Annotated in this window: 20 protein-coding genes; 7 read left to right on the forward strand and 13 right to left on the reverse strand. The window is 37.1% G+C overall.

Features of this window, described 5'->3' with window-relative positions; all coding sequences use genetic code 11:
- Window position 1: 1 nt before the first annotated feature.
- Together cuyB and BTO23_RS03690 are read right to left on the reverse strand one after the other, a co-directional pair.
- The gene (gene cuyB, locus BTO23_RS03685; RefSeq protein ID WP_105062964.1) at window positions 2-715 is read right to left on the reverse strand and encodes a cysteate racemase; all 714 of its coding nucleotides are present in this window, start codon (window positions 713-715) and stop codon (window positions 2-4) included.
- Window positions 716-749: 34 nt separating this feature from the next.
- Window positions 750-2,051, reverse strand: a complete 1,302-nt coding sequence (locus BTO23_RS03690; protein ID WP_105062965.1) for an anaerobic C4-dicarboxylate transporter — start codon at window positions 2,049-2,051, stop codon at window positions 750-752.
- Window positions 2,052-2,378: 327 nt separating this feature from the next.
- Between BTO23_RS03690 and BTO23_RS03695 the strand changes: the two genes are divergently transcribed.
- Window positions 2,379-3,260 carry a LysR substrate-binding domain-containing protein gene (locus BTO23_RS03695; RefSeq protein WP_105062966.1) on the forward strand — a complete coding sequence of 294 codons (882 nt, stop codon included), beginning with the start codon at window positions 2,379-2,381 and terminating at the stop codon, window positions 3,258-3,260.
- On the opposite strand, the gene BTO23_RS03700 is transcribed toward BTO23_RS03695, so the two are convergent.
- On the reverse strand, window positions 3,257-3,988 hold the full coding sequence (locus BTO23_RS03700; protein WP_060991262.1) for a phosphatase PAP2 family protein: 732 nt from the start codon (window positions 3,986-3,988) through the stop codon (window positions 3,257-3,259). The two genes, BTO23_RS03695 and BTO23_RS03700, sit on opposite strands and share 4 nt — an antisense overlap.
- A 340-nt stretch (window positions 3,989-4,328) precedes the next feature.
- Between BTO23_RS03700 and BTO23_RS03705 the strand changes: the two genes are divergently transcribed.
- The 3 genes from BTO23_RS03705 to BTO23_RS03715 all read left to right on the forward strand — a co-directional run bounded on the left by BTO23_RS03705 (window position 4,329) and on the right by BTO23_RS03715 (window position 7,769).
- Window positions 4,329-5,702 (forward strand): outer membrane protein transport protein, encoded by a 1,374-nt coding sequence (locus tag BTO23_RS03705; RefSeq protein WP_105062967.1) that lies wholly within the window; start codon window positions 4,329-4,331, stop codon window positions 5,700-5,702.
- Window positions 5,703-5,817: 115 nt separating this feature from the next.
- Window positions 5,818-6,303 (forward strand): GNAT family N-acetyltransferase, encoded by a 486-nt coding sequence (locus BTO23_RS03710; RefSeq protein WP_061002733.1) that lies wholly within the window; start codon window positions 5,818-5,820, stop codon window positions 6,301-6,303.
- Complete coding sequence (locus tag BTO23_RS03715; protein WP_105062968.1) at window positions 6,300-7,769, forward strand: bifunctional NUDIX hydrolase/phosphatase PAP2 family protein; 1,470 nt, start codon at window positions 6,300-6,302, stop codon at window positions 7,767-7,769. The genes BTO23_RS03710 and BTO23_RS03715 overlap by 4 nt, the downstream gene beginning before the upstream one ends.
- 62 nt (window positions 7,770-7,831) lie before the next feature.
- Here BTO23_RS03715 and BTO23_RS03720 read toward each other — a convergent pair whose 3' ends face one another.
- The 3 genes from BTO23_RS03720 to BTO23_RS03730 form a co-directional block, all read right to left on the reverse strand.
- A complete protein-coding gene (locus BTO23_RS03720; protein ID WP_105062969.1) occupies window positions 7,832-8,527 on the reverse strand; it encodes a tetratricopeptide repeat protein in 696 nt (231 codons plus the stop codon).
- A 154-nt stretch (window positions 8,528-8,681) separates the two neighbouring features.
- Window positions 8,682-9,557: a mechanosensitive ion channel family protein gene (locus tag BTO23_RS03725; protein ID WP_060991257.1), complete on the reverse strand. Its 876-nt coding sequence runs from the start codon at window positions 9,555-9,557 to the stop codon at window positions 8,682-8,684.
- Between the two features lies 1 nt (window position 9,558).
- Window positions 9,559-11,931 (reverse strand): ATP-binding protein, encoded by a 2,373-nt coding sequence (locus BTO23_RS03730; RefSeq protein ID WP_105062970.1) that lies wholly within the window; start codon window positions 11,929-11,931, stop codon window positions 9,559-9,561.
- Between the two features lie 239 nt (window positions 11,932-12,170).
- Between BTO23_RS03730 and BTO23_RS03735 the strand changes: the two genes are divergently transcribed.
- Window positions 12,171-13,196 (forward strand): tetratricopeptide repeat protein, encoded by a 1,026-nt coding sequence (locus BTO23_RS03735; RefSeq protein ID WP_105062971.1) that lies wholly within the window; start codon window positions 12,171-12,173, stop codon window positions 13,194-13,196.
- A gap of 88 nt (window positions 13,197-13,284) precedes the next feature.
- Here the strand turns inward: BTO23_RS03735 and BTO23_RS03740 are convergent, their stop codons facing one another.
- From BTO23_RS03740 to BTO23_RS03760, 5 genes are all read right to left on the reverse strand, one after another.
- On the reverse strand, window positions 13,285-13,947 hold the full coding sequence (locus BTO23_RS03740; RefSeq protein WP_060991254.1) for a Bax inhibitor-1 family protein: 663 nt from the start codon (window positions 13,945-13,947) through the stop codon (window positions 13,285-13,287).
- Between the two features lie 238 nt (window positions 13,948-14,185).
- Window positions 14,186-14,935 (reverse strand): amino acid ABC transporter ATP-binding protein, encoded by a 750-nt coding sequence (locus tag BTO23_RS03745; protein WP_061002724.1) that lies wholly within the window; start codon window positions 14,933-14,935, stop codon window positions 14,186-14,188.
- Window positions 14,936-14,959: 24 nt separating this feature from the next.
- Window positions 14,960-16,057, reverse strand: coding sequence for an amino acid ABC transporter permease (locus BTO23_RS03750; RefSeq protein ID WP_060991252.1), 1,098 nt, complete (start codon window positions 16,055-16,057; stop codon window positions 14,960-14,962).
- A 2-nt stretch (window positions 16,058-16,059) separates the two neighbouring features.
- Window positions 16,060-17,226 carry an amino acid ABC transporter permease gene (locus BTO23_RS03755; RefSeq protein WP_105062972.1) on the reverse strand — a complete coding sequence of 389 codons (1,167 nt, stop codon included), beginning with the start codon at window positions 17,224-17,226 and terminating at the stop codon, window positions 16,060-16,062.
- A gap of 99 nt (window positions 17,227-17,325) precedes the next feature.
- Window positions 17,326-18,354, reverse strand: coding sequence for an amino acid ABC transporter substrate-binding protein (locus BTO23_RS03760; protein WP_060991250.1), 1,029 nt, complete (start codon window positions 18,352-18,354; stop codon window positions 17,326-17,328).
- Between the two features lie 389 nt (window positions 18,355-18,743).
- Here BTO23_RS03760 and BTO23_RS03765 point away from each other — a divergent pair, with 389 nt between their 5' ends.
- Together BTO23_RS03765 and BTO23_RS03770 are read left to right on the forward strand one after the other, a co-directional pair.
- Complete coding sequence (locus BTO23_RS03765) at window positions 18,744-19,685, forward strand: precorrin-2 dehydrogenase/sirohydrochlorin ferrochelatase family protein (protein WP_105062973.1); 942 nt, start codon at window positions 18,744-18,746, stop codon at window positions 19,683-19,685.
- Window positions 19,686-19,694: 9 nt separating this feature from the next.
- On the forward strand, window positions 19,695-20,384 hold the full coding sequence (locus tag BTO23_RS03770) for a UTRA domain-containing protein (protein ID WP_060991248.1): 690 nt from the start codon (window positions 19,695-19,697) through the stop codon (window positions 20,382-20,384).
- A 5-nt stretch (window positions 20,385-20,389) separates the two neighbouring features.
- On the opposite strand, the gene BTO23_RS03775 is transcribed toward BTO23_RS03770, so the two are convergent.
- Both BTO23_RS03775 and BTO23_RS03780 read right to left on the reverse strand, forming a co-directional pair.
- On the reverse strand, window positions 20,390-20,578 hold the full coding sequence (locus tag BTO23_RS03775) for a hypothetical protein (RefSeq protein ID WP_060991247.1): 189 nt from the start codon (window positions 20,576-20,578) through the stop codon (window positions 20,390-20,392).
- Between the two features lie 112 nt (window positions 20,579-20,690).
- Window positions 20,691-21,380: a DUF2786 domain-containing protein gene (locus BTO23_RS03780; protein ID WP_105062974.1), complete on the reverse strand. Its 690-nt coding sequence runs from the start codon at window positions 21,378-21,380 to the stop codon at window positions 20,691-20,693.
- Between the last annotated feature and the right edge of the window lie 208 nt (window positions 21,381-21,588).

Here is a 21,588-nt window from a genome sequence, read left to right on the forward strand (position 1 = left end):
TTTAGCTTGCTAGTGCGGTGTGTTCTGCTTCATAAGACCATTCAACACAATATTTTGCTAATATTTCTAGTGAGTCTAAGCACTGCTTGGGTGAATTCATATTTTGTTCAGCCAATGCGACTGGAATTTCAGTGCAACCAAAAATAACCGCTTCAGCGCCTTGGGCTAGCATATCCTCAAAAACAGGTAACATCATCGATTTCCCTTTCTCTACATTACCTGCTTTTACTTCGTATATTCCTGCCATTACTGCTTGTTGTTGTAAATCGTCAGTTTCAATCACATCAATATTATATTGGTTGAGTTTTTGTTGGTACATCTTGGTTTTCATTGTTGCCGTTGTTGCTAATAATCCTACGGTTTTATACTTACGTAATTGAGTTTCTTGTACAACGCTATCAATAATACTAATGGTGTGAACATGGCTTGTTGCACTCAATTGCGGATACCAGTAATGCGCTGTATTGCATGGAATAACAATACACTCTGCACCAGATTGCTCTAATTGATCAAAACTGTGTTTTAGCTCTGGGTAAGGGTCAGTGCCGTGCCCCATGATGAATGCCGTTCTATCTGGGATCTGTGGAACACTACTCACAACCATTGGGATGTGTTCTTGGTCATTATGTGCTGGCGTTTGAGTGATAATTTTCATCATAAATTCAACCGTTGCCAATGGCCCCATACCACCTAAAATACCTAATTTTTTATTCATAATATGATTCCTTTAATATATGTATTTATGAAACTTAAAGAACGATAGGAGCAAGTAAAAATCCGAATCCAATGGCGACAACCACCCCTGTTAAGCCAGGTAGCATGAATGGATGGTCGAAAATATTTTTCCCCATGCGTGTAGAACCTGTAGAGTCAAACTCAATGGCAGCAAGGGATGTTGGGTAGGTCGGCAGAACAAAAACACCCGTAACGGCAACAAATGATGCCAAGATTGCCCAATGAGGAACGTTTAAACTCAGTGCTAATGGAACAATCAGTGGCGTCGTAGCACCTTGTGACATTAGAAGCGTACAAGTACCAAAAAGAACGAGTGATAGCAGCATTGGATAGGAATGAAGAAGAGAGCCTGCAAATTCTTTTATTTCAGGAAGGTGCGCATTAACAACGGTTGACCCCATAGTGACTATGCCAAGAATTACAGCCACTGAACTCATGCCTGAACGGAATGTGGTGGTACGGATAATACGGTCAGGGTGAATGTTACACATTGGTACCATTAAACATGCTGCAGCAAACATACTGACAATGATAATGTCTCGTGTAGACATAACATCGCCACTTGGGAATGTAGGGCGAAGAGAGGGGATTGCGGCATAAATAACAATTGCACAGGTGGCTAATGCAAAAAACAATACTGAGAATTTTGCTTTTGGCTCAATTTCTTTGGCCGCACTTGTAGTTTGTTGCGTATTTTCTTTTTGGAGTTGCTGATAAACCACATCGTCTTTTAATTCACACCCTTGTCGAGAGGCGACAAAAGCAGCAACCATAGCAGCAATGAATGAAGCAGGTAGGCAAATTGCCATAATTTCTAAAAAGCTAACTCCGGCTGGCTCCATAATGGAAATCATTGCGGCCATTGCCGCTGAAATTGGAGATCCAGAAATAGCAACTTGAGAGGCAACTACAGCAGCAGATAAAGGTCTTGATGGGCGCTCTCCTATTTCTTTAGCAACTTCAGATATAACAGGAAGTGTTGAAAATACCGTATAACCTGTACCAGCCATAATCGTCATACACCAAGTGATCATAGGCGCTAATACGTTGATATATTTTGGGTGGCGGCGCATTAAGTTTCCGGCGTGGTGCACCAACCAATCCATACCTCCGGCCGCTTGCATTGTTGATGCTGCTGTTACCACTGACATGATGATCAAAATAACATCGATAGCAGGAGCACTAGGTTCAAGACCTAATCCAAGAGTGAGTATCGCGAGCCCAAGCCCACCCGCTAAACCAACACCAAGACCTCCCATTTTTAAGCCCCAGTATATACAGATTAAAACAACAGATATTTCGATAATTATCGACATACAACATCCTATTTCAGACTAAATAATTAAATTTTTCATTCATCATCAATGACGAATAAGCTGAATAAATCATGTCAGTTAGTCGGAAGGTTGTTAAATGCTAAGAGTTGTACTTGTATGTCAAATTGGCATAGTTGAAATGAGAAAAATTAGGAATATCTCTCAGTAAGTCTGCATTTTGTTTGTTTTATATACTTTTAAGTGCTAATTATTTGAATTAATCGCAATTTATTAGAGTTATCTAGCATATAAAAATTCAATAAATAGCAATAATGCACTTTAGGAATAGTGATATTTACCCTTATAAGTTTGCGATGAGAAAATGACATGAACATTGAAAGTAAATGGTTAGAAGATTTTTTAGTATTGGCTAAAGTTAGAAACTTTTCACAAGCCGCCATACTTAGAAATGTAACCCAGCCTGCTTTTAGCCGTAGGATCCGTTTATTAGAAGAGACAATAGGCGCTGAATTAATAAATCGAAAAAGTAAGCCTATTGGCCTAACTCCTAGCGGTAAGTTATTTCGAGTGACCGCCAGGACATTGGTGAATCAAATTGTGACAGGTATTGACCAAATTTCAGATTTATCTCAACTTGGAGGGAATGTTGTTCAAGTTGCAGCGGCTCATTCATTAGCAACCCATCTAATTCCTAAGATTCAAAAAACATTACCCGAAGGTAATTACAAACCCATATTAAGTATTGAAGCTATTGATGTTGATCAAGCAACTAAAGAACTAAGAGATGGAGCGTGCGATATTCTATTGGCGTTTGATGATGATATTTTAAGGTTACCGCCATACCAATCATTACTAATTGCAAAAACAGAGCTTTTACCTGTGAGCGCATGTGATGATAATGGAGCTCCTATTTATCAGCTTGATAATAAAAATGCAGTTCCATGGCTTGCTTATAGCTCTACTTCATATATGGGAAGACAAGTTGAAACTGTAAAAAATGAGGTTTTATTGAAACCCGTATTTTCATCGTCAATGACAGATATGTTGAAGATGCTAGTACTTGATAAACAAGGCATTGCTTGGTTGCCTGCCTATAGTATTGCTGAAGAATTAAAGCAAAAAAAAGTCGCAATCATTGGGGAACAATCATTGCGACTTCCAATTGAATACTATGCTTACCGCTATCAAGCGAGGTTACATCCAGCAGGTGAAAAAGTATGGAGTATTCTTTGTGATATTGAATCTTAGTTTTTGTCGATGGGTTCTTTTTCTAAATTAATCGTAGGTACACATAGGATTAAGATAGAGGCACTGATCAGTGACGCAATAAGGTCTGTCGGCCAATGCATACCAAGCCATATACGACTAAACCCAACGCCTACTCCCCAAGATATTACCACTGCCGTAAGTACATAATGCTTATTGCGAAGTAAAAAACCTCCCCAAAATAAAACACAGATAGCGGCGAAAATAGTATGGCCTGATGGGAATGAATAATTCATGCCTTGACGCCATTGGTCTATACGTGCAGGGCTTATTTGCTGTTCAACTTGAGTAATAAGAGTTTCTTTGTTCTCTTCACTGAGCGCATAAAAATCAGCGGTATTATCGATTAAATCAACCTGAACTAAAGCTTGAGTGTAAGGGCGGGGGATCTCTGTCACCGCTTTAACACCAATTTTAAGCATTAAACTTAATAGTAAAAGAATTGAAAACTGTAGGTAGAGCGAAAGTATCTTCTTTACTGGTAAACGTTTAATAATAGGAATACAACAGAGTATAGCTGAAGTAAGAAGGAACATAGGGGAACCGGCTGAGCGACTTAATAGGCTTAACGCTGAACTTTCTACATTTGATAAAGGAGTAAATAAATTAGGAGTAGGGATAATTAAAAGCACCATCAACATACTTAAAATAAAAAGAATAAAAATAGTCAGCTCGTAAATACGATGTTTCGGTGAAAAAGAAAATAACATAATAATTCGTATAATAAAGTTAAGTGGCGATAGTGTACCTTTCCTACGTTATTTGTAGACAAATAAAGCAAGAAAACCGTCAAATAAATAGAGTTAAAACTCTATCGTGTAACAAAATGTTTCTATTGTTGTGTTGTTTGCACTTACAAGTTAGCTAACTGATATTAACGATTGTCAGTGTAGGTTTAAAAATGTGTCAAATGTTTACTGGTCCGATTTCTGATGAATGTCCGCATCTCTACACTCGGCGAACTATAAAAATAAGTAGAAAAGCTAAGACACTCTCTTTATCAAAGAGTTCGAATATTTTAATCGCCAATTAGCGGATACACAGCAAATTATGAACACACCTTTTTCTCGCACACTGTTAGCAACCAGTCTTTTATTCATTAGTTCAGCTTCAACTGCGGGCGGCTTTCAAGTTAATGAGCATTCAGCAACAGGTTTAGGCCGAGCATTCGCTGGTGAAGCGGTTATCGCCGATAATGCTTCAGTATTAAGTCGAAATGCAGCAGCAATGATGATGTTTGATAAAGATGCTTTTTCTATGGGTATGACTATGGTTAAACCGGATGTGTCTGTGAAGGACGGAAATTATAATCGCCTTGAAGCGGATATTGATTTATCTGTAAATAAAGGAAGTGGTTTTCTACCGATTCCTTCTTTTGATGCCAGTGGGCATGCCGTTATTCAAAGTCAATCGATTAAAAATGTAGATAATGTGGCCCCAGTAGCTGTTGTGCCTAGTTTTTATTATATCCATCCTATAAATAATAAGTTTGCAGTTGGTGTTGCTGCTTATTCTAATTTTGGAACTGGGACTGAGTTTAAGTCTAATTATGAAGCTCCTATATTTGGAGGTAAAACTAGTGTCCAAAGTATGAATCTAGGTTTAAATTTAGCTTATCGAATCAATCAGAATTTAAGTTTTGGGGGAGGAGTTGATATTATTTATGGTGTAGGTGACTTATACCGTGATGCCGATCTTGGTGTTTGTGGAAATATTCATGTTGATGCTGGAATTATAAATAAAAATCCTGAATTTAATGGGCGCGGTTGTGGAAATTTGAAGGTTAACGCCCTCGATGTTCATGCTACTGGTGTTGGCCTTGGTGGTAATATCGGTATGGTCTATGAAGTTAATGATGGTAATCGCTTTGGTTTAAGTTACAAATACAGTCCAGAGATAGAAGCAAAAGGTGACGTAAAGTATCTAGCAGCCTCGCAACAAAGCGATAAAATTTATTTACCGTTGCCTGATATAGCTGAGTTTTCTGGCTTCCATATGATTACAGATAAAACCGCCATTCATTATAGTATTCAATGGATTGGTTGGTCAGCGTTTGACACTATTGATACTGAATATGACACGATTAAAGAATATCATTGGAAAGATTCGTATCATTATTCTATTGGTGCAACGCATTACTTAAATAATAAATGGGTTTTGCGTACTGGCTATATGTATGACCAAACTCCCGTAGATGAATTAACTTCAATTTCCATTCCTGATTCTGATCGTCAATGGTTTTCGGCAGGTTTTACGTATAATTGGAGTACAAGTACGACCCTAGATTTTGGCTTTACGTATTTAATCGGTGAAGATGTACAAGCTCATGAATACCTAGAAGAAGGGGTGGAAGCGATTTCTATTTCTGCAACCACTCATGCTGATGCCATCTTAGCAGCGATACAATTAAGCCATTCTTTTTGATTTAATTCATAAAACTGATAAGTCGCTCAATGAATATAGACTCTAACGTTATAGAGTCTTTTTTTTGTTTATAAAAAATGGTCTAATTACGATTCATTTTTCGTTTGGTATCAACATGGAACCAGTTATTCGTCGAGCAAACGAGCTTGACCTCTTCCGCTTAAATTTAATGATGTATCAGTTACATGATGAGCATCATCAACAGTGTCCTGAGTTATTCAAAACTGCATCTGAAATTCAAGAAGAAAAAAGCATATCTCAATATATCGATGATCCAGAATGCATGGTGTATGTCGCCGAAATTAATGGTGAAGTCATTGGTTTTGTTACAGGACATTTTTGTGAATTAATTTCGACAGTCAGTAAACCAATTACAATGGCCACTATTGATGAATTATATGTCGAAATAAAAGCAAGACGAGAAGGTATCGCTGAAAAATTAATGGTGCGTATTGAGCAAGAGTTAAAAGATTACGGTGTGAAAGAGATATTTGTTGAAGTGTGGGATTTTAATCAATCAGCGTTAAAGTTTTATCATCAACATGGTTTAAATGAACATATTCATTATCTACGTAAATCGATTAAAGAGAGTGAAATATGAATAAGTTTTTAGCTTGTTTTTTATTACTGTCGACTTTTTTTTCGGTATCAACCTTTGCTAATGAAGCTCCTTTATCTAGAGGGGCTGTTTGTGTTGTAGATGATGGTTTTAGAATTGTTCTTATTGAAGAACTTGTTACTGGAAAATTATCCTTACCTGGTGGTGGGATAGATCAAGGTGAAACGCTACAGCAAGCTGCTGAGCGTGAAACGTGGGAAGAAGCGGGTCTTATTGTCACAGCAAAAGAAATTCTTCATCAAGATGAAAAAGCCACTATTTTCCGCTGTGTTAGTAACTCTGATATTGTCGCTTTTGATTTACAAACAACAGATGGTTTTTTCCGTATTCCTGCTTGGTTCGCTCCTCATTATGGTATTGAAACTGAAGCAGTATACCTAACTGAACCTTATAAAATAGAACCAGATAAATATCGTTATCCAGAGCAATTAGACCAACTTAAATCATGGTTTGCAAAGCCATTAGACAGTGAAAATAAAGTTATTTGGGTAACTAATTTAGTTGAACAGGCCTCTGGTATTCATCAATATGAATTAAACTTATTAATGTCATTACGCGAAAGTATTGATGCTCTACCCTCTATTATTAACGTGGCAGTTAAAGTATTTTTTACGTTGATAAATGAAACTGGTCAAGAAGCCTTCTTTTACTTTTTAGTAGTTATTGCGTTAGTCTATTTTGGAAGGGATTTAGCGTTAACATTGTTATTTGGTATCGTATTTTCGATTGTTTTGACTGAACTTGCAAGACAAGGGTTAAGCTTACCTCGACCGTTTGTTTATGTTCCACAATTACAGTTAACTTGGGCAAATGGCTTTGGAATGCCGAGCATGCAAGCCATGCTTTCTACTGTCGTTTATGGAACCTTTTATCTTGCTTTAAAAAGAAAGCAAGTTGAAGAATCGACACTTAAGTGCTTTGTGCAAATATGCGTGCCTTTACTTATAATTCAGTCTATTGCGCATGTATGGCTGGGAGTGCATTTTCTTAGCGATGTTGTTGTTGGTATTCTATTAGGTGTAATGGTTGTATTCCATTTTTCAAACCTACAAAATAAACATGGAGAGTTACTGTATCGTGTAATGGGCAGCATTCAGCTATGGTTATTGATGGCTATAGTGATAAGTGGTATTGCATTTGTCATGTTCTATATGAGCTACCTATATACCGCCGCTATATGTTGGGGGGCTGTACTCGCTATTTTCTTACAAAAAGAACAACCATTAATTCTGAAAACTATTAAAGGTCGTTTAATAACGTTTACTTCAATTGTTATTTTAATGATTGTGTTCCGTTTTGGTACTTATGAGCTGCTGAGTGTACTTCCTTCTGGGAGTATTATTGTGCTGACAATAAAAGCTATCGCGAACTTTGTACTTATGTTTTTAATTATTATGTTTTCAGGTTGGATACCAAAATGGTTAAATAATAAAGAAAACAAAGTGTAATCGTAAACTACTGGTTGCCTTAGATTATTGTTTTAAGGCAACCAATAAAGATTATTTCTATTTTAAATAGAATGTTCTTCTAGCCATGTTAGAGCTTCATTTTGAACTAAAACTCTCGTTGCTTTATATAATTTTTCGCCTGCAAAATCTCTGTATTTATCTGCGTCAGGGTAAGCTTTAGCTGCCGCTAAGTTAAACCAAAAATACGCTTTTTCCATATCTTGTTTAACTTCTGTTCCTTTAAAATATAAGAACCCAAGATTACGCATTGCAGTTGCATTGTTTAATTCAGCTGCATTGATATAAAGAAGTTCAGCTTGGTGTGTATTTTGGACTAACCCTTTACCCTGAAGGTATAAATCAGCTAAGTTATTCATTGCATTGCTATTGTTTATTTCAATAGCCTTATTATACCAATCAATAGCGATAGGGTATTTATGTTGCTCTTCAAATGTTTTACCAAGATTATAGTAAGCGATAGAACTCTTATTGGCTGCAGCTTTTGTAAAATACTGAATTGCTAAATTAGTATTAATCTCAGTGCCGATTCCTTTCGCATAGATAACGCCAATTTTATTTTGTGCTTCTATTGAGCCGTTATTAGCTGCACTTGTAAGCCAAGTAATTGCATCTTTATAATTATCTTGATTCAGATAAGCCGTGCCTTTTAGATAATCATTATGTGCTTCTGTATTAGCAAACGCGAGTGGGGAGCATAATGATGCTGATAATAGTAGGGTTTTTAACATTAATTTCATTACAGAACCAACAAGTTAGCTAAAAATATAGTGGATATGTTAGCAATAAAACAACAGTACAGCGAGCTATAAATTGATGGGGTAATATTTGTATTAGGTATTAACATTATAAATGTGTCGTCACTTTAGTTGAGTGACGACACTTATTTTTATGTTATTTATTTTGAATAGCAATTGCAGGTGGGAAAATATCAGATTTTCTAAATTCTTGCATTACACGTAAGGTAATATCAGTTTCAAATAATTTTTCGAATTTAATATCAACAACATAGGCCTTACAAGTAAGTTGTATTGCTAAGTAATTGTCAGTAATACTTTGTTTAACTAAAACGACAACAGGTTTAGGTAGATGGATATAACGACTTGATGATGCTGCTTCCTGAATGATGTCACGGGCCGTATTTATATCCTGATCCATGCCGATATAAAACGGAATTACAACCTGCATATCTAAAGCGCCATAGTTTCCGCTCATTGCCACTTCATTTAAGAATTTGTTGTTTGGGATCGTAATGATATCGTCGTTAAGGGTTTGCATACGAACAGAACGTAAACCAATAGCAATAATATCGCCATAGTGTCCTTCAAAAGTAACTCGGTCACCAACTTGGAAAGGGCGATCAATCATAATGGTTAAACCTGCAATGAAAGAAGCGGTAAGATCTTTAAGCGCAAAACCAACAGATACCGCTAGAGTACCGCCAATTAACGCCAATACTCTTTCATCTACACGGAAACTGAGCATAAACACCGTCATACCCGTAGACATATAAATAAAGAATTGGAAAAAAGATTGTAGCTTTTGCATTAGCATTCGGCGTTGAGCAAATTGGCTACTAATACCATCAACAATCGATTGGGTAAATCGAAGCAATAACCAAGCAATAAAGACAATGATGAACGAAAACGCCACACCGCTCCATCGGATCAAACTTGCGAATTGGTGGAGGTTATCAATTGATTGAGCATCTTCCGCTAATGCGGTATGTCCAAAGCTAAATGCAATAAAAAAGACAAATAATCGAAGCATATTATTTCACCAATAAATGTTGACGATGAAGAACATTAGTAATGTGACGGAACCAGTGATCTGAAATTCGGGCTTTGCTGTCATTCCATTCAATATAGCCACGGCTTTGGAAGTAACGCAGAGTACTGATTACTTCAGCCATACTTAAACGGCTGCATTCACTTACATCGGCAGGAGAAGCTATCTCTAATTGCACAATCGAGCGAAGTACAGCAAGCATAGGCTTTGGCATTGTTTCAAGATCATCAGAATGTGGCGCTTTAAATAAACGGACAAGAACTTCGTCAGAATCTTTATCACGATGAAGTGATAGTCTAAAAAAACGCAACGCAACGGTAGGGTTGCCATCAGAGTAATCCCATAAGATACGGTAGAAGCCGTTTTTAGCACGTTCTTCTTCTGTTAAGTTTTCTTCATCCCATTGTCTTGGTAACACTAAACCATCAAATGAAATAGAAGGATGTTGTCCTTCTGTCTCTGTTTTAGGCACTGTTGTAATACGAGATTCAAGTAACTGACCTATCTGTTTTTCACCCCATTTAGGCATGAAGGTAACTAAATCAAATAACAAACGTTCACCACGAGCGCGGTCGATAAAGCGCCAACTTGATTTTTCAATAGCTAGAACCACTCGGTGACTTTTACGAGCTCGTCGTAATAAATTCGTTAACTTCATTAAGTCTGATAAGCCATTAACCTTGGGTTTTACCAAACGTTGGGCATTATCAAATGCAATTAAATAACATTCATCGCTGCTTCTTAAATGTTGAAGAATATCCCTTTCTGTTGATTCGCCATTTAAATCTAATTGAGCTGCAAGTTCAGGAAGTAATGCTGAATAGCCATCGTATGGACAATTAATGTAAATAGGCTGAGCATTTTTTACTTTAGTTAAAATTCGATTAAGTAACGTGGTAGTGCCAACGCCTCTTTCTCCAGAAAGAACGCATACAGCAGGGCTTTCAGTTAATAAATAGCGAGATAGAGCCGTCATTTCTTCTTTAGCATAAGCTTCGATTAAAGGGGAATCTTCTGCTCCTGGAGCGATATATTCAAACGCTGTGGCTCCTTTAATACGGACTAAATTAGACAATTCTCGTGAAACTTCGGTTTGTTTAGCAACCTCAATTCTAAATAAGTATGCTAAGGCGTGACTGAATGCCGCATATTGAGATAAAACACTAATAATACTGTGTTGAATCGCTCTCCAAGATAGCCAAAGAGCACCGCAACCAGTGGCTGCAATTGAGATTAGAAAAGTACGTTGATTACGCACAGCCCATTGAATGGATACTGGCAGCGGTTCAATGTGATAAATACGTTCAAAAACTGTCGCTTTCCATTGTTTCAGCGTGTAGACAGTGAGAAGAACAAAGAATAAATAAACTAAAGAGTTAATCCAAGCGTATATCGTACCTTCGCCAAGTGTTCTTGATGAAATTTGTAGAATAACACCAGCAACAATGGCTCCCCACACATAGTGACGTATTGTCGCTAATCGTAAAGCGGTGATGTCTTTCTTATTGTGCTTACTATTACGGTAAGTAAACTCAAGAATAAAGCTTACAGCAATAGAACCACCGAGTATCCACCAAGTGAATATTTCAAGAAAAATTAAGTGTTGCAAGCTTGGAAGGGTTGAAATAATACGTAATGTCACTGTAATTAAAAGTAACCAAGCAATCGCTTTGTGCGCACGAGTAAGGTACCAAATACTTCTAATAAACATATTTGGTTTGGTTGAACCTTCTAATCGTGATGTTTTAAAGTCATTAATTAAACGGGCAGAATTTCTCATCCACCAACTGAAGATGAAAAATACACACAATACTTTAAATATAACACTGATAATTGGAACTGGAGATATCTGTAAATCATGTAATAAGCTTTTAAAACTACGAATTTGATAGTGTAAATAATACTCAATATTTAGCTTCGTGATGGAAAGTTCTGAATAAAATTGCGTTACACCATATGGCCCAAAACCGGTAAGTTGTTCTCTGGTTGTTTGATCCGTTAACTTTAGAAGTTGTTGTTTACTTAAATTTAAAGAATTTAATGATTGATGATTATTTTCTACAACTAGCCAATGAGCTTCATTACTATTACTTCGATAATTAACTAATGCATCTTTAAGACTGTCAGAGTGTTTTTTTTGTTCAATAATTGTCGAGGACAGCAAACGTTTTACTTGAGCGTAATCATTATTAGAAAAAAAATGCTGTTCTGGAAGAGAATGAATATCCGTTTCAATTTTTTTGGCTTGTGGTGTAATTTCTATTGGCTGCTCGTCAGAAAGCCCCCAACTGGCATAAGTCAATTGAGGTAAAGCGAACAGAACGATAAACAAAAGGTAATGAGAAAGTTTTTTCATATAGACCAAGAAAATGAATAATATTAATAATACCTTAGCTAAATTTGAAGAAAAAACCAGTAACAAAGGTAGGAATCGAGAACAAAAAAAAATCGTTGTCTTTTATTTTGACAAAATAGCCCTTTTTTATAAAAAATAGACAGATAAACCCTGTTTCCAAAAGGTATTAATTCTAATTTGAGGGGAAAATCATTAGAATAGAGAGATACAAACGTATTCCTTTTTTCGATGATCTTAATATGTATTGGTTCCTATTTTTTGGTGGTGTAATTTGTTTAATTGTTGTGATTTTACATTTTCAATCTATCGAGAAGAAAAAAATAATGGCAGCTCAGCGGAGGAATCGTTCTCAGCATTCTTCTGTCTCTGTTACTTTTAATGATGAAGCAGATAAAAAAGATAAAATAGAGCGAGCAATGAGCGGCAATATCACAGCTCAACTTGCTCTTGGGGCAGATCTTGAGTTAGTTGATCAGAATGGTGCTATAAAATGGTATCTCAAAGCCGCTGAACAAAATAGTCAGCAAGCTTTTTATGCTTTGGTTCGACTTTATGATGATAATTATGATGATCCAAATTCGAGTGAGAAGTCAAAATATTGGGCTGCGCGCTTGGGTGATTCAAAAGGCCTACCTGAAGCATCACTTACCTTAGGAAAGCTTTACCTTGAAGGTATCGGTTGCGATAAAAATATAGAGTTGGGTACTCAAACCATCACAGACCTAGCGTTAAAAGAAGATCTTAGGGCGCAATTGTTTCTCGCGCAGTGGTATCAAAAATTGCAAGATGGGCATCCTGAAGGCTTTTATTGGATGCTAAAAGCGGCTTATCAAGATGATGCAAAAGCAATGGTTACCGTGAGTTCTTGTTATTATCATGGTATTGGAACGAAGAAAAATATCTATAAAGCTATTTACTGGTCGGAACGAGGAGGGGAGCTTAAAAGCCCTGAGTCTCAGTTACGCTCGGCACAATATAATCAAAAGATATCATCGTCTCATAATGCGGTTGCTTATATTTGGGCTTATCTTGCTGTTGCTAATGGTTATGAAGAGGCACACAGTTTAAAGAATGATCTTGAGGCGAGTTTACCTTTAGAAAACCTATTAACGATTCAAAATGTAGCTCGTAAATTACATGGCTTAATGAATGAAAAGCCCGTAAAAAAACACTCTGTAATTCGTTTACTTAATAAGTTCTATGTTAGAGAGAACTATCTTCCTCCGGAAGACATCAATGATGAATGTGCGATGTATACGAATTAGAGTTACTATTCGAACATTAAAAATAGTAGTTAAAAAAATGCCAGTCTGTGAGGACTGGCATTTTTTATATTACCGAATTAATTATCGATTAATCATCACGCATGATACCAAGAATACTTAGCAGGCTGATGAAAATGTTGTAGATAGAAACATACAGCGTAATCGTTGCTGAAATGTAGCTTGTTTCACCACCACGAATAATCGATTGTGTCGTTAATAGAATCGCACCTGTTGAGAACAGAATAAACATGCCGCTCATAGCAAGGTGTAATAAAGGCATTTGTAGGAAGATATTCGCTACCATACCAATAAGTAAAACAACAAAACCAGCCATTAACACGCCGTTAAGGAATGATAAATCACGTTTAGTTGTTAGTGCATAAGCAGATGCTGCCATGAAAGAAAGAGCAGTACCACCAAGAGCCGTTAAGATCACATCACCCATACCTGCACCAATGTACATGTTTAGGATTGGACCAATGGTGTAGCCTAAGAAACCTGTAAATAAGAAGGTAAATAGAAGACCCATGCTGTTGTTACGGTTCTTTTCTGTTAAAAAAAGTAAACCGTAGAAACCAACTAGCATAATGATAATGCCTGGACGAGGTAGGTTAAGTGCCATTGATACGCCAGCAACCAATGCTGACCATAGTAATGTCATAGACAGTAAGAAATAAGTATTACGTAATACTTTATTTGTTTGTAGAGCCGACTCTTGTGTGCGAGTTTGGCCGAACATTTGATTATTCATCGTATTCCCCTTGGAATGGACAGACATAAATATATAGACAGTTATGGTGCCTATAGTTCAAAAAATCAAGTAAGTTCTGTTTTTTGAATTGAATAAATTGAGCTAGAAACCATTTTACATCAGTGCATTAACTTAGCTGATGAAGTTTGTAAGTATCTGTAACAATAAAAAGCGATCCTAAGATCGCTGTTTATGTGGTTTGCTGTAATTTAAATAATCGTTAACTTATCATTTAGGACTAATGATGAAGGATCTGACTTAAAAACAACTGAGTACGATCAGATTGTGGATTTTCAAAGAAATCTACAGGATTGTTTTCTTCTATGATTTCACCTGCATCCATGAAGATCACTCGATCAGCAACTTCTTTCGCAAACCCCATTTCATGAGTTACACAAAGCATGGTCATGCCTTCATCGGCCAGTTCAACCATGACATCGAGTACTTCTCGTACCATTTCAGGGTCAAGTGCAGAGGTCGGTTCGTCAAATAACATTACTTGTGGGTTCATACAAAGAGAACGAGCAATCGCTACACGTTGTTGTTGTCCACCAGACAGTTGTCCTGGGTATTTATCGGCCTGATCTGGGATTTTTACACGCTCAAGGAATGTCATCGCTAGTGCATCAGCTTCTGATTTTGGCATTTTCTTTACCCAAATAGGCGCAAGGGTACAATTTTCTAAAACGGTCAAATGAGGGAATAGGTTAAAGTGCTGGAAACACATTCCGACTTCTCTACGTACTGCTTCTATGTTTTTTAAATCTTCAGTCAACTCTGTACCAGAGACGAAAATGTGGCCTTTTTGGTGTTCTTCTAAACGGTTAATGCAACGGATCATGGTTGATTTACCTGACCCTGATGGGCCACAGATAACTATTTTTTCACCTTTTTTAACTTGTAAGTTAATGTTTTTAAGTACATGAAATTGACCATACCATTTGTTCATGTTTTCTAATTGGATCATATAATCTTGTTGAATCGTCATAACTACATCCTTGAATTCTGTTAATTATCGCTTGTGGCCTGTATGAAGTTTGTTTTCTAAATAGATGGAGTATCTCGACATCGAGAAACAGAACACCCAGAAAACCAAAGCGACAAAGACATAACTTTCCGTTGAAAACCCTAGCCATTCAGGGTCAGTATTAGCTGCTTGACCAATACCTAATACATCAAACATACCGATAATAAGGACAAGGCTAGTGTCTTTAAATAAGCCAATAAAAGTATTAACGATGGATGGAATGGTAATTTTTAATGCTTGAGGAAGAATAATTAAACGCATTTTCTTCCAGTAACCTAATCCTAGCGCATCAGCGGCTTCGTATTGACCTTTTGGTATCGCTTGTAAGCCACCTCTAACCACCTCTGCCATATATGCCGCACTGAATAACACCACACCAATGAGGGCTCTAAAGAGTTTATCCAGCTCCATTCCTTCTGATAAAAATAGTGGCAACATTACCGAAGCCATGAAGAGAACGGTAATAAGAGGAACACCACGCCAAATCTCAATGTAGACGGTACACATGCTACGAATGATTGGCATTTCAGAGCGACGCCCTAGTGCAAGCGCGACTCCAATCGGCAATGAAACAACAATACCGACAATGGCAATAACCAACGTAATTAATAACCCACCCCAAAGGTGAGTATCCACAACGGGTAGACCAAATACGCCGCCATACAATAAAAAGGCTGCAAAGAATGGGAAAATATTTACAAATACTAACCAAATAGCCACTTTTTTAGGGGTATGCTCGTAGGCAAGCAAAGCAACAAAGATTGCCAAGAAACCATAGAACAGCTGAGGACGCCAAAGTTCTTCGGTTGGGTAAAATCCATACATGAATTGATCCCAACGCACATTAATCATTACCCAGCAAGCTCCTTCACTTGTACAAGCATCTCGTGTTGTTCCTACCCAATCAGCATTAATTAGTGACCAACTAATTGCATTCCACAATCCACTAAAGGCTAAATAAGCAATGATTAGTGTAAGAATGGAATTAGTTACGCCATTGAATAAATGTTTTTTGAGCCAAGTTACCGCGCCTACAGTGTTTGCTGGAGGCGGAAGATCTGGCTGAAATTGATGTATGCTCATAGTTACCTCTCAACCAATGCGACTTTGTTGTTATAGATATTCATTAAGAATGACGTTAATAGACTTAGCGTTAAATAAACTGCCATTGTCATTGTAATGATTTCGATAGCCTGTCCTGTTTGGTTAAGCGTTGTTCCCGCAAAAACAGAGACAAGATCGGGGTAACCAATGGCCATCGCTAATGAAGAGTTTTTTGTTAAGTTTAAATATTGGCTTGTTAGAGGGGGAATAATGATGCGCATTGCTTGTGGTATAACAACAAGCTTTAAGGTTTTATTTCGAGGTAATCCTAAGGCCATTGCCGCCTCTGTTTGACCATGACTAACCGCATTAATACCGGAACGAACAATTTCAGCAATGAACGATGCAGTATAAACACTTAATGCCACAACTAATGCGGCTAGCTCTGGAATAATGCTTATCCCACCTCGAAAGTTAAATCCTTTTAATTCCGGATACTCAATTGAAATAGGCATACCTGAAATAAAGTAGGCTAACATTGGCAAACCAACTAGCAGTAGTATTGAATAGCGTAATACAGGGGTTTGTTGGCCTGTTAGTGTTTGCTTGTTGTGTGCCCAACGAGATAGAAAAATAGTAAACACAATAGCAAGAATAACCGCCATTCCAATCAGATTAGATCCCTGTTCAAAAATCGGACTGGGAAAGAATAATCCTCTAACATTTAAGAATACACTGTCACCTAAACTTAGGCTTTGTCGAGGAGAGGGAAGGGCTTGTAAAACTGCGAAATACCAAAAGAAAATTTGCAATAAAAGAGGAATGTTTCGGAACGTTTCAATATATACCGCCGCACATCGGCTAACTAACCAGTTACTGGATAAGCGAGCAATACCGACAGTAAATCCAAGTAGGGTGGCAAATAAAATCCCTAATACAGAGACTAATGCCGTATTTAAAAGACCAACAACGAACGTGCGTCCATAAGTATGTGTTTCATCATACTCCACTAAAGATAAACCGATACCAAAGCCAGCTTCTTGATCTAAAAAAGCAAGGCCTGTTGCAATACCGCGAGATTCTAAATTGGATAATGCATTGTTAACTATGGAGTAAAAGAAAAAGACAAGTGCAGCAACTGCAATCACTTGAAATAAAATGGCACGAAATGTTGGATTATAAAAGAGGTTTTTATTTTTAGATGACATACAACTACAACCTTAAATCCATTTATAAAAGGGGTGAAAACTCACCCCATAAAATTGTATTAGTTTCTATTTATTATTTGGCTCTATTGACCGTTAGAATTAACGAATAGGTGCAGCGTACATGAAGCCGCCTGCGTTCCAAAGTGCATTCACACCACGAGAAATTTGCAGTGGTGAGCCTTTACCTACGGTACGCTCAAAGCTTTCGCCATAGTTACCTACTTGTTTTACTACTTGATAGCCCCAGTCATCACGAATACCTAGGCCTTTGCCTTTTGGTCCATCAACACCAAGAATACGTTTGATATTTGGATCTTTAGATTTCAGCATTTGGTCTGCATTCTGCGAATTAATACCGTATTCTTCAGCATTAATCATGGCATTTAGCACCCATTTATTGATATTAAACCATTGGTCATCACCTTGGCGCACTACTGGTCCCAATGGTTCTTTTGAAATGATTTCTGGTAGAACTTGCGCTGTTTTAGGATCTTTAAGGTTTAAACGAAGTGCATAAAGACCAGATTGGTCAGTAGTAAGCGCATCACATCGACCCGCATCAAATCCTTTAGAGGTTTGTGCTGCAGTATCAAATACGACAGGTTTATATTCCATATCATTATTACGGAAGTAATCAGCAAGGTTCAATTCAGTGGTTGTTCCTGATTGAACACAAACAGACGCACCATCGAGTTCTTTAGCGCTAGTTAAGCCAAGCTCTTTTTTGACCATAAAACCTTGACCATCGTAGTAATTTACACCAACAAAGTTTAGGCCAAGAGAGGTATCACGGTGCAGTGTCCACGTTGTATTACGTGATAGCACATCAATCTCACCTGATTGAAGTGCAGTAAAGCGCTCTTTCGCCGTTAGAGGAACGTATTTAACTTTAGATTTATCACCTAACACAGCAGCAGCAACGGCTTGACAGAATTCAACATCAATCCCTTCCCATTCACCTTTTGAGTTAGGGTTTGAAAATCCTGGAAGGCCAGTACTCACCCCACATTGAACATATCCATTCTTCATTACTTTATCTAGCGTACCTTCTGCAGCTGTTGCTTGTGTAGACATAAGCAGTGCTGAGGCGGTAAGAGCAGCGTAAAGAGTGTTTGTTTTAAATTTCATCTGTGTTCTTCCTTATAATCCATTATTGAACTGGCGTATCACAATCTAGTGTGTTGCGTTAGCCATTAGGTGGCACTTAATTGCTACTTTTATAAGCAGCTGTATTTAAACGATATACAATAGTTAATGATTTGTGAAATTAACTAACAAATAAAATATAGGTAAATCGATCTGCCTTATCCAGTAAATTTAGTGATAAATACTGCTTTATTTATAAAAAATAGTTCTACAGATCTGGTCTGATGTTCTTTGTTGTTAAATAATTGTTAATTAATATATTTTGTGAATATGTTAAGTCGCAATTTATCTTTGGGCGCGACAACCTCTACCTTAATGAGTCGAAGCAAGGTATATTATTGATATTAAATAAAAGACTCAGTGAGGATGTAATGAGATATTTTCCCATTTTTATGGATATTCAAAAACGACCAGTATTAGTGGTTGGTGGTGGGGAAGTGGCTTGTCGTAAAATAGACATGTTATTGCAAGCGGACGCAGATATTACCGTTATTGCACCCTCAATTAAATCGTATTTAGCACGCTATGTTGAAGAAGATAAAATTACCTATCATAAAGGTTTTTATCATCGTAATTTGTTAGATAGTAAGTATGTTCAAGTATGGGCAACAACGGATAACTCAGAGTTAAATCACCAAGTATATAAAGATGCTCATGACGCAGGCATATTAGTTAATGTTGTTGATGATACTGCTCATTGTGATTTTATCACTCCATCAATGGTTAATCGTGGACGAGTTCAAGTCGCTATTTCAAGTGGTGGCTCTTCACCTGTGCTAATTCGTATTATTCGTGAGCAATTAGAAACACAGTTATCGACTAAGATCGCAATGCTGGCTGATTTTTGTGCAGATAAAAGAAACGTGGTAAAACAACGCTTTGCTACCGTCGATGAACGTCGAAAGTTTTGGGAACTTTTTTTGCGCTCGCCAGAAATCGAAACGTTAATGACACGAAACGAACTTGAACATGCATTTACACGTTATTTATCAAATGAGATTAAGGTAAGTTCTGAACGTAACTGGATTGAGTATCATCAAGAAACAGAGATGCTTACATTAAAATCATTACGTTTAATGCAGCAAGCTGAGTGGGTTATTTATTTTAATGATTGTCCTCTAGAGTTTGTAGAGTTATGCCGCCGTGATGCTGAACGTATTACCGTTCAGTCAGAGCAAGAAATTGCTGATTATTTAGAACAAGCTGATAAAGAACAGATAAGAGTGACTATTTTAATTAAAAAGGGGCACTTAATCTCTAACTCTCAATTACAAGCTTATCTTTCTAATGATATATATGTACAGACACTGTAAGGAATATTGATGCAGTATTTGACTATAAAAGATGCGATTGCAGAGCAGATTGAAAGTGGCATGTTGGAGCCTGGGCACAAACTGCCCTCAGAAAGAGTACTTGCTGAATCTTTTTCAACAACTCGCATTACATTACGAGAGGCATTGAATTACCTCGCGCTTGCAGGGAAACTGTATAAGGAAGAACGTCGAGGATGGTTCGTATCAAAGGAAGCGTTAATATTTAATCCTGCCCAAGAATTAGATATTTTGAAGGTATGTAAACAATACAACCGAGGTTACACTACGGAACGAATTGATTCAAAACGCATATTGGCACCAAAGATGGTTGCAGAGCGTTTAGGCCTGCCTCCTTTTTCATATGTATTGATGTTTAGTCGCTTAGTTATAATAGAAGGAAGGAAAGTTGCCGTTCAATATCAATATCTACCAGAAGCTTTATTTCCATCATTAGCAAAAATGGATGAAGATATTGATGTCGTTTCTATTTTAAAAGATAAATATCTTTCAGAGTGTCAGAATTTATGCGTGAAAATTGGTGTGTTTCCAGCGACGGAAGTAGAATCTGAGCTACTGAATATAAGTTCAGGGAGTATGTTGCTAAACATTAATCAATCTGCAATAAACAACAATAAAACAGGTTATTTATTACAGGTGATCAGCTGTTGTCATGATGCGTTCGAAATTGAAATTGAATAAAGGATTTAGAAAGCAGTGAGTTGTTTAATTTGGTCAATCAATTCACCTTCAGTAAGGGGCTCTGAACCAAGATTAAATTCAGCAGAAGCTCCGCCTTTTAGCATGTAAACAGTAGTACCACAGTGATCATAGTGGTACCACTTTCCATCAATACAAACATCGGTATAACATTTCGGGTTTCTTAATAAAGTCACAAATCGCTCCTTGATACATTTTGTTAACAAATTTAATGTATCGTGCAATACTGGAGTTATGTTTGATTTAAATCAAATTAAGATTGATTTTACTTTATTTGTTATCAATTTGTTACCTTAAGCGTTTCGGTGCTTGAGCACCAGCAACTGGTCGGTTTACAGAAAGAGTACGGCCTTTCTTTAATCCCTTTTCATAATCAGCAGTAATATTAGCCATTGCTTCTCTTAACTGTTGCTTAAATGTTTCTCGGTCAATATTTTTAAATTCTTTATCAATATAATCATTAATCTTATTTGCTGATTCATCGTCAGGAGCAATGACTGGAAGCTTTTCAAGAGCCCCTTCAATCCAACCTGCTAAGAAAGAGTTCACACGCTTTGTTACTTCAAGTTGTCCAGTCCCTGATCCCGCAAAACTGTTCTTAAACTGCCCAGTTTGTTCATTCATTTCTCGATAAACAATATCAAACGCAAAAGCGGCAAAAATAGCGCGATCTGCAGAGCCGATAAACTCAACTTTTTTTAATCCTTTGTGATTTAATAATACGGCTTCAACCCCAAAGCGTGTATTGATACCACGAATGATTTTTAGAATATTACTTCCTACGCTTGCTGGAAGGAGATGGGTGCTTTGTGTTTTCCCCATCTTGATAAACTCAATATCATCTTTTTCAAGACCATACTTAAGCATAAGGCGATGCGCCATTCTAATGGCTTGAGCGGCTTCATTCACATTCGCGGAATTACCAAGTTCAAGACATTTAGCGATCTTTTTTAGAGCCTTTTGCTTTGCAGATGACATAGATTTACCTTACTTTTTACGGGGCAACTATTTTACCTGTCTCTTTCATATTTTGAAAGAAATACAATGCAATGATAAGACGCAAAGTTCGAAAGGTAATGAAGTGTTGGATGATAAAAATAAGTATGTGATTACTGTGTTATTTAATGATCCTAATATTGAATATTTGTTTTTAAATTGTTGATTGTCATATATTAAATCTAATGTT

The sequence above is a fragment of the Aliivibrio sifiae genome, from assembly GCF_002954715.1.
In the GTDB taxonomy this organism is placed as follows: Bacteria; Pseudomonadota; Gammaproteobacteria; order Enterobacterales; family Vibrionaceae; genus Aliivibrio; species Aliivibrio sifiae.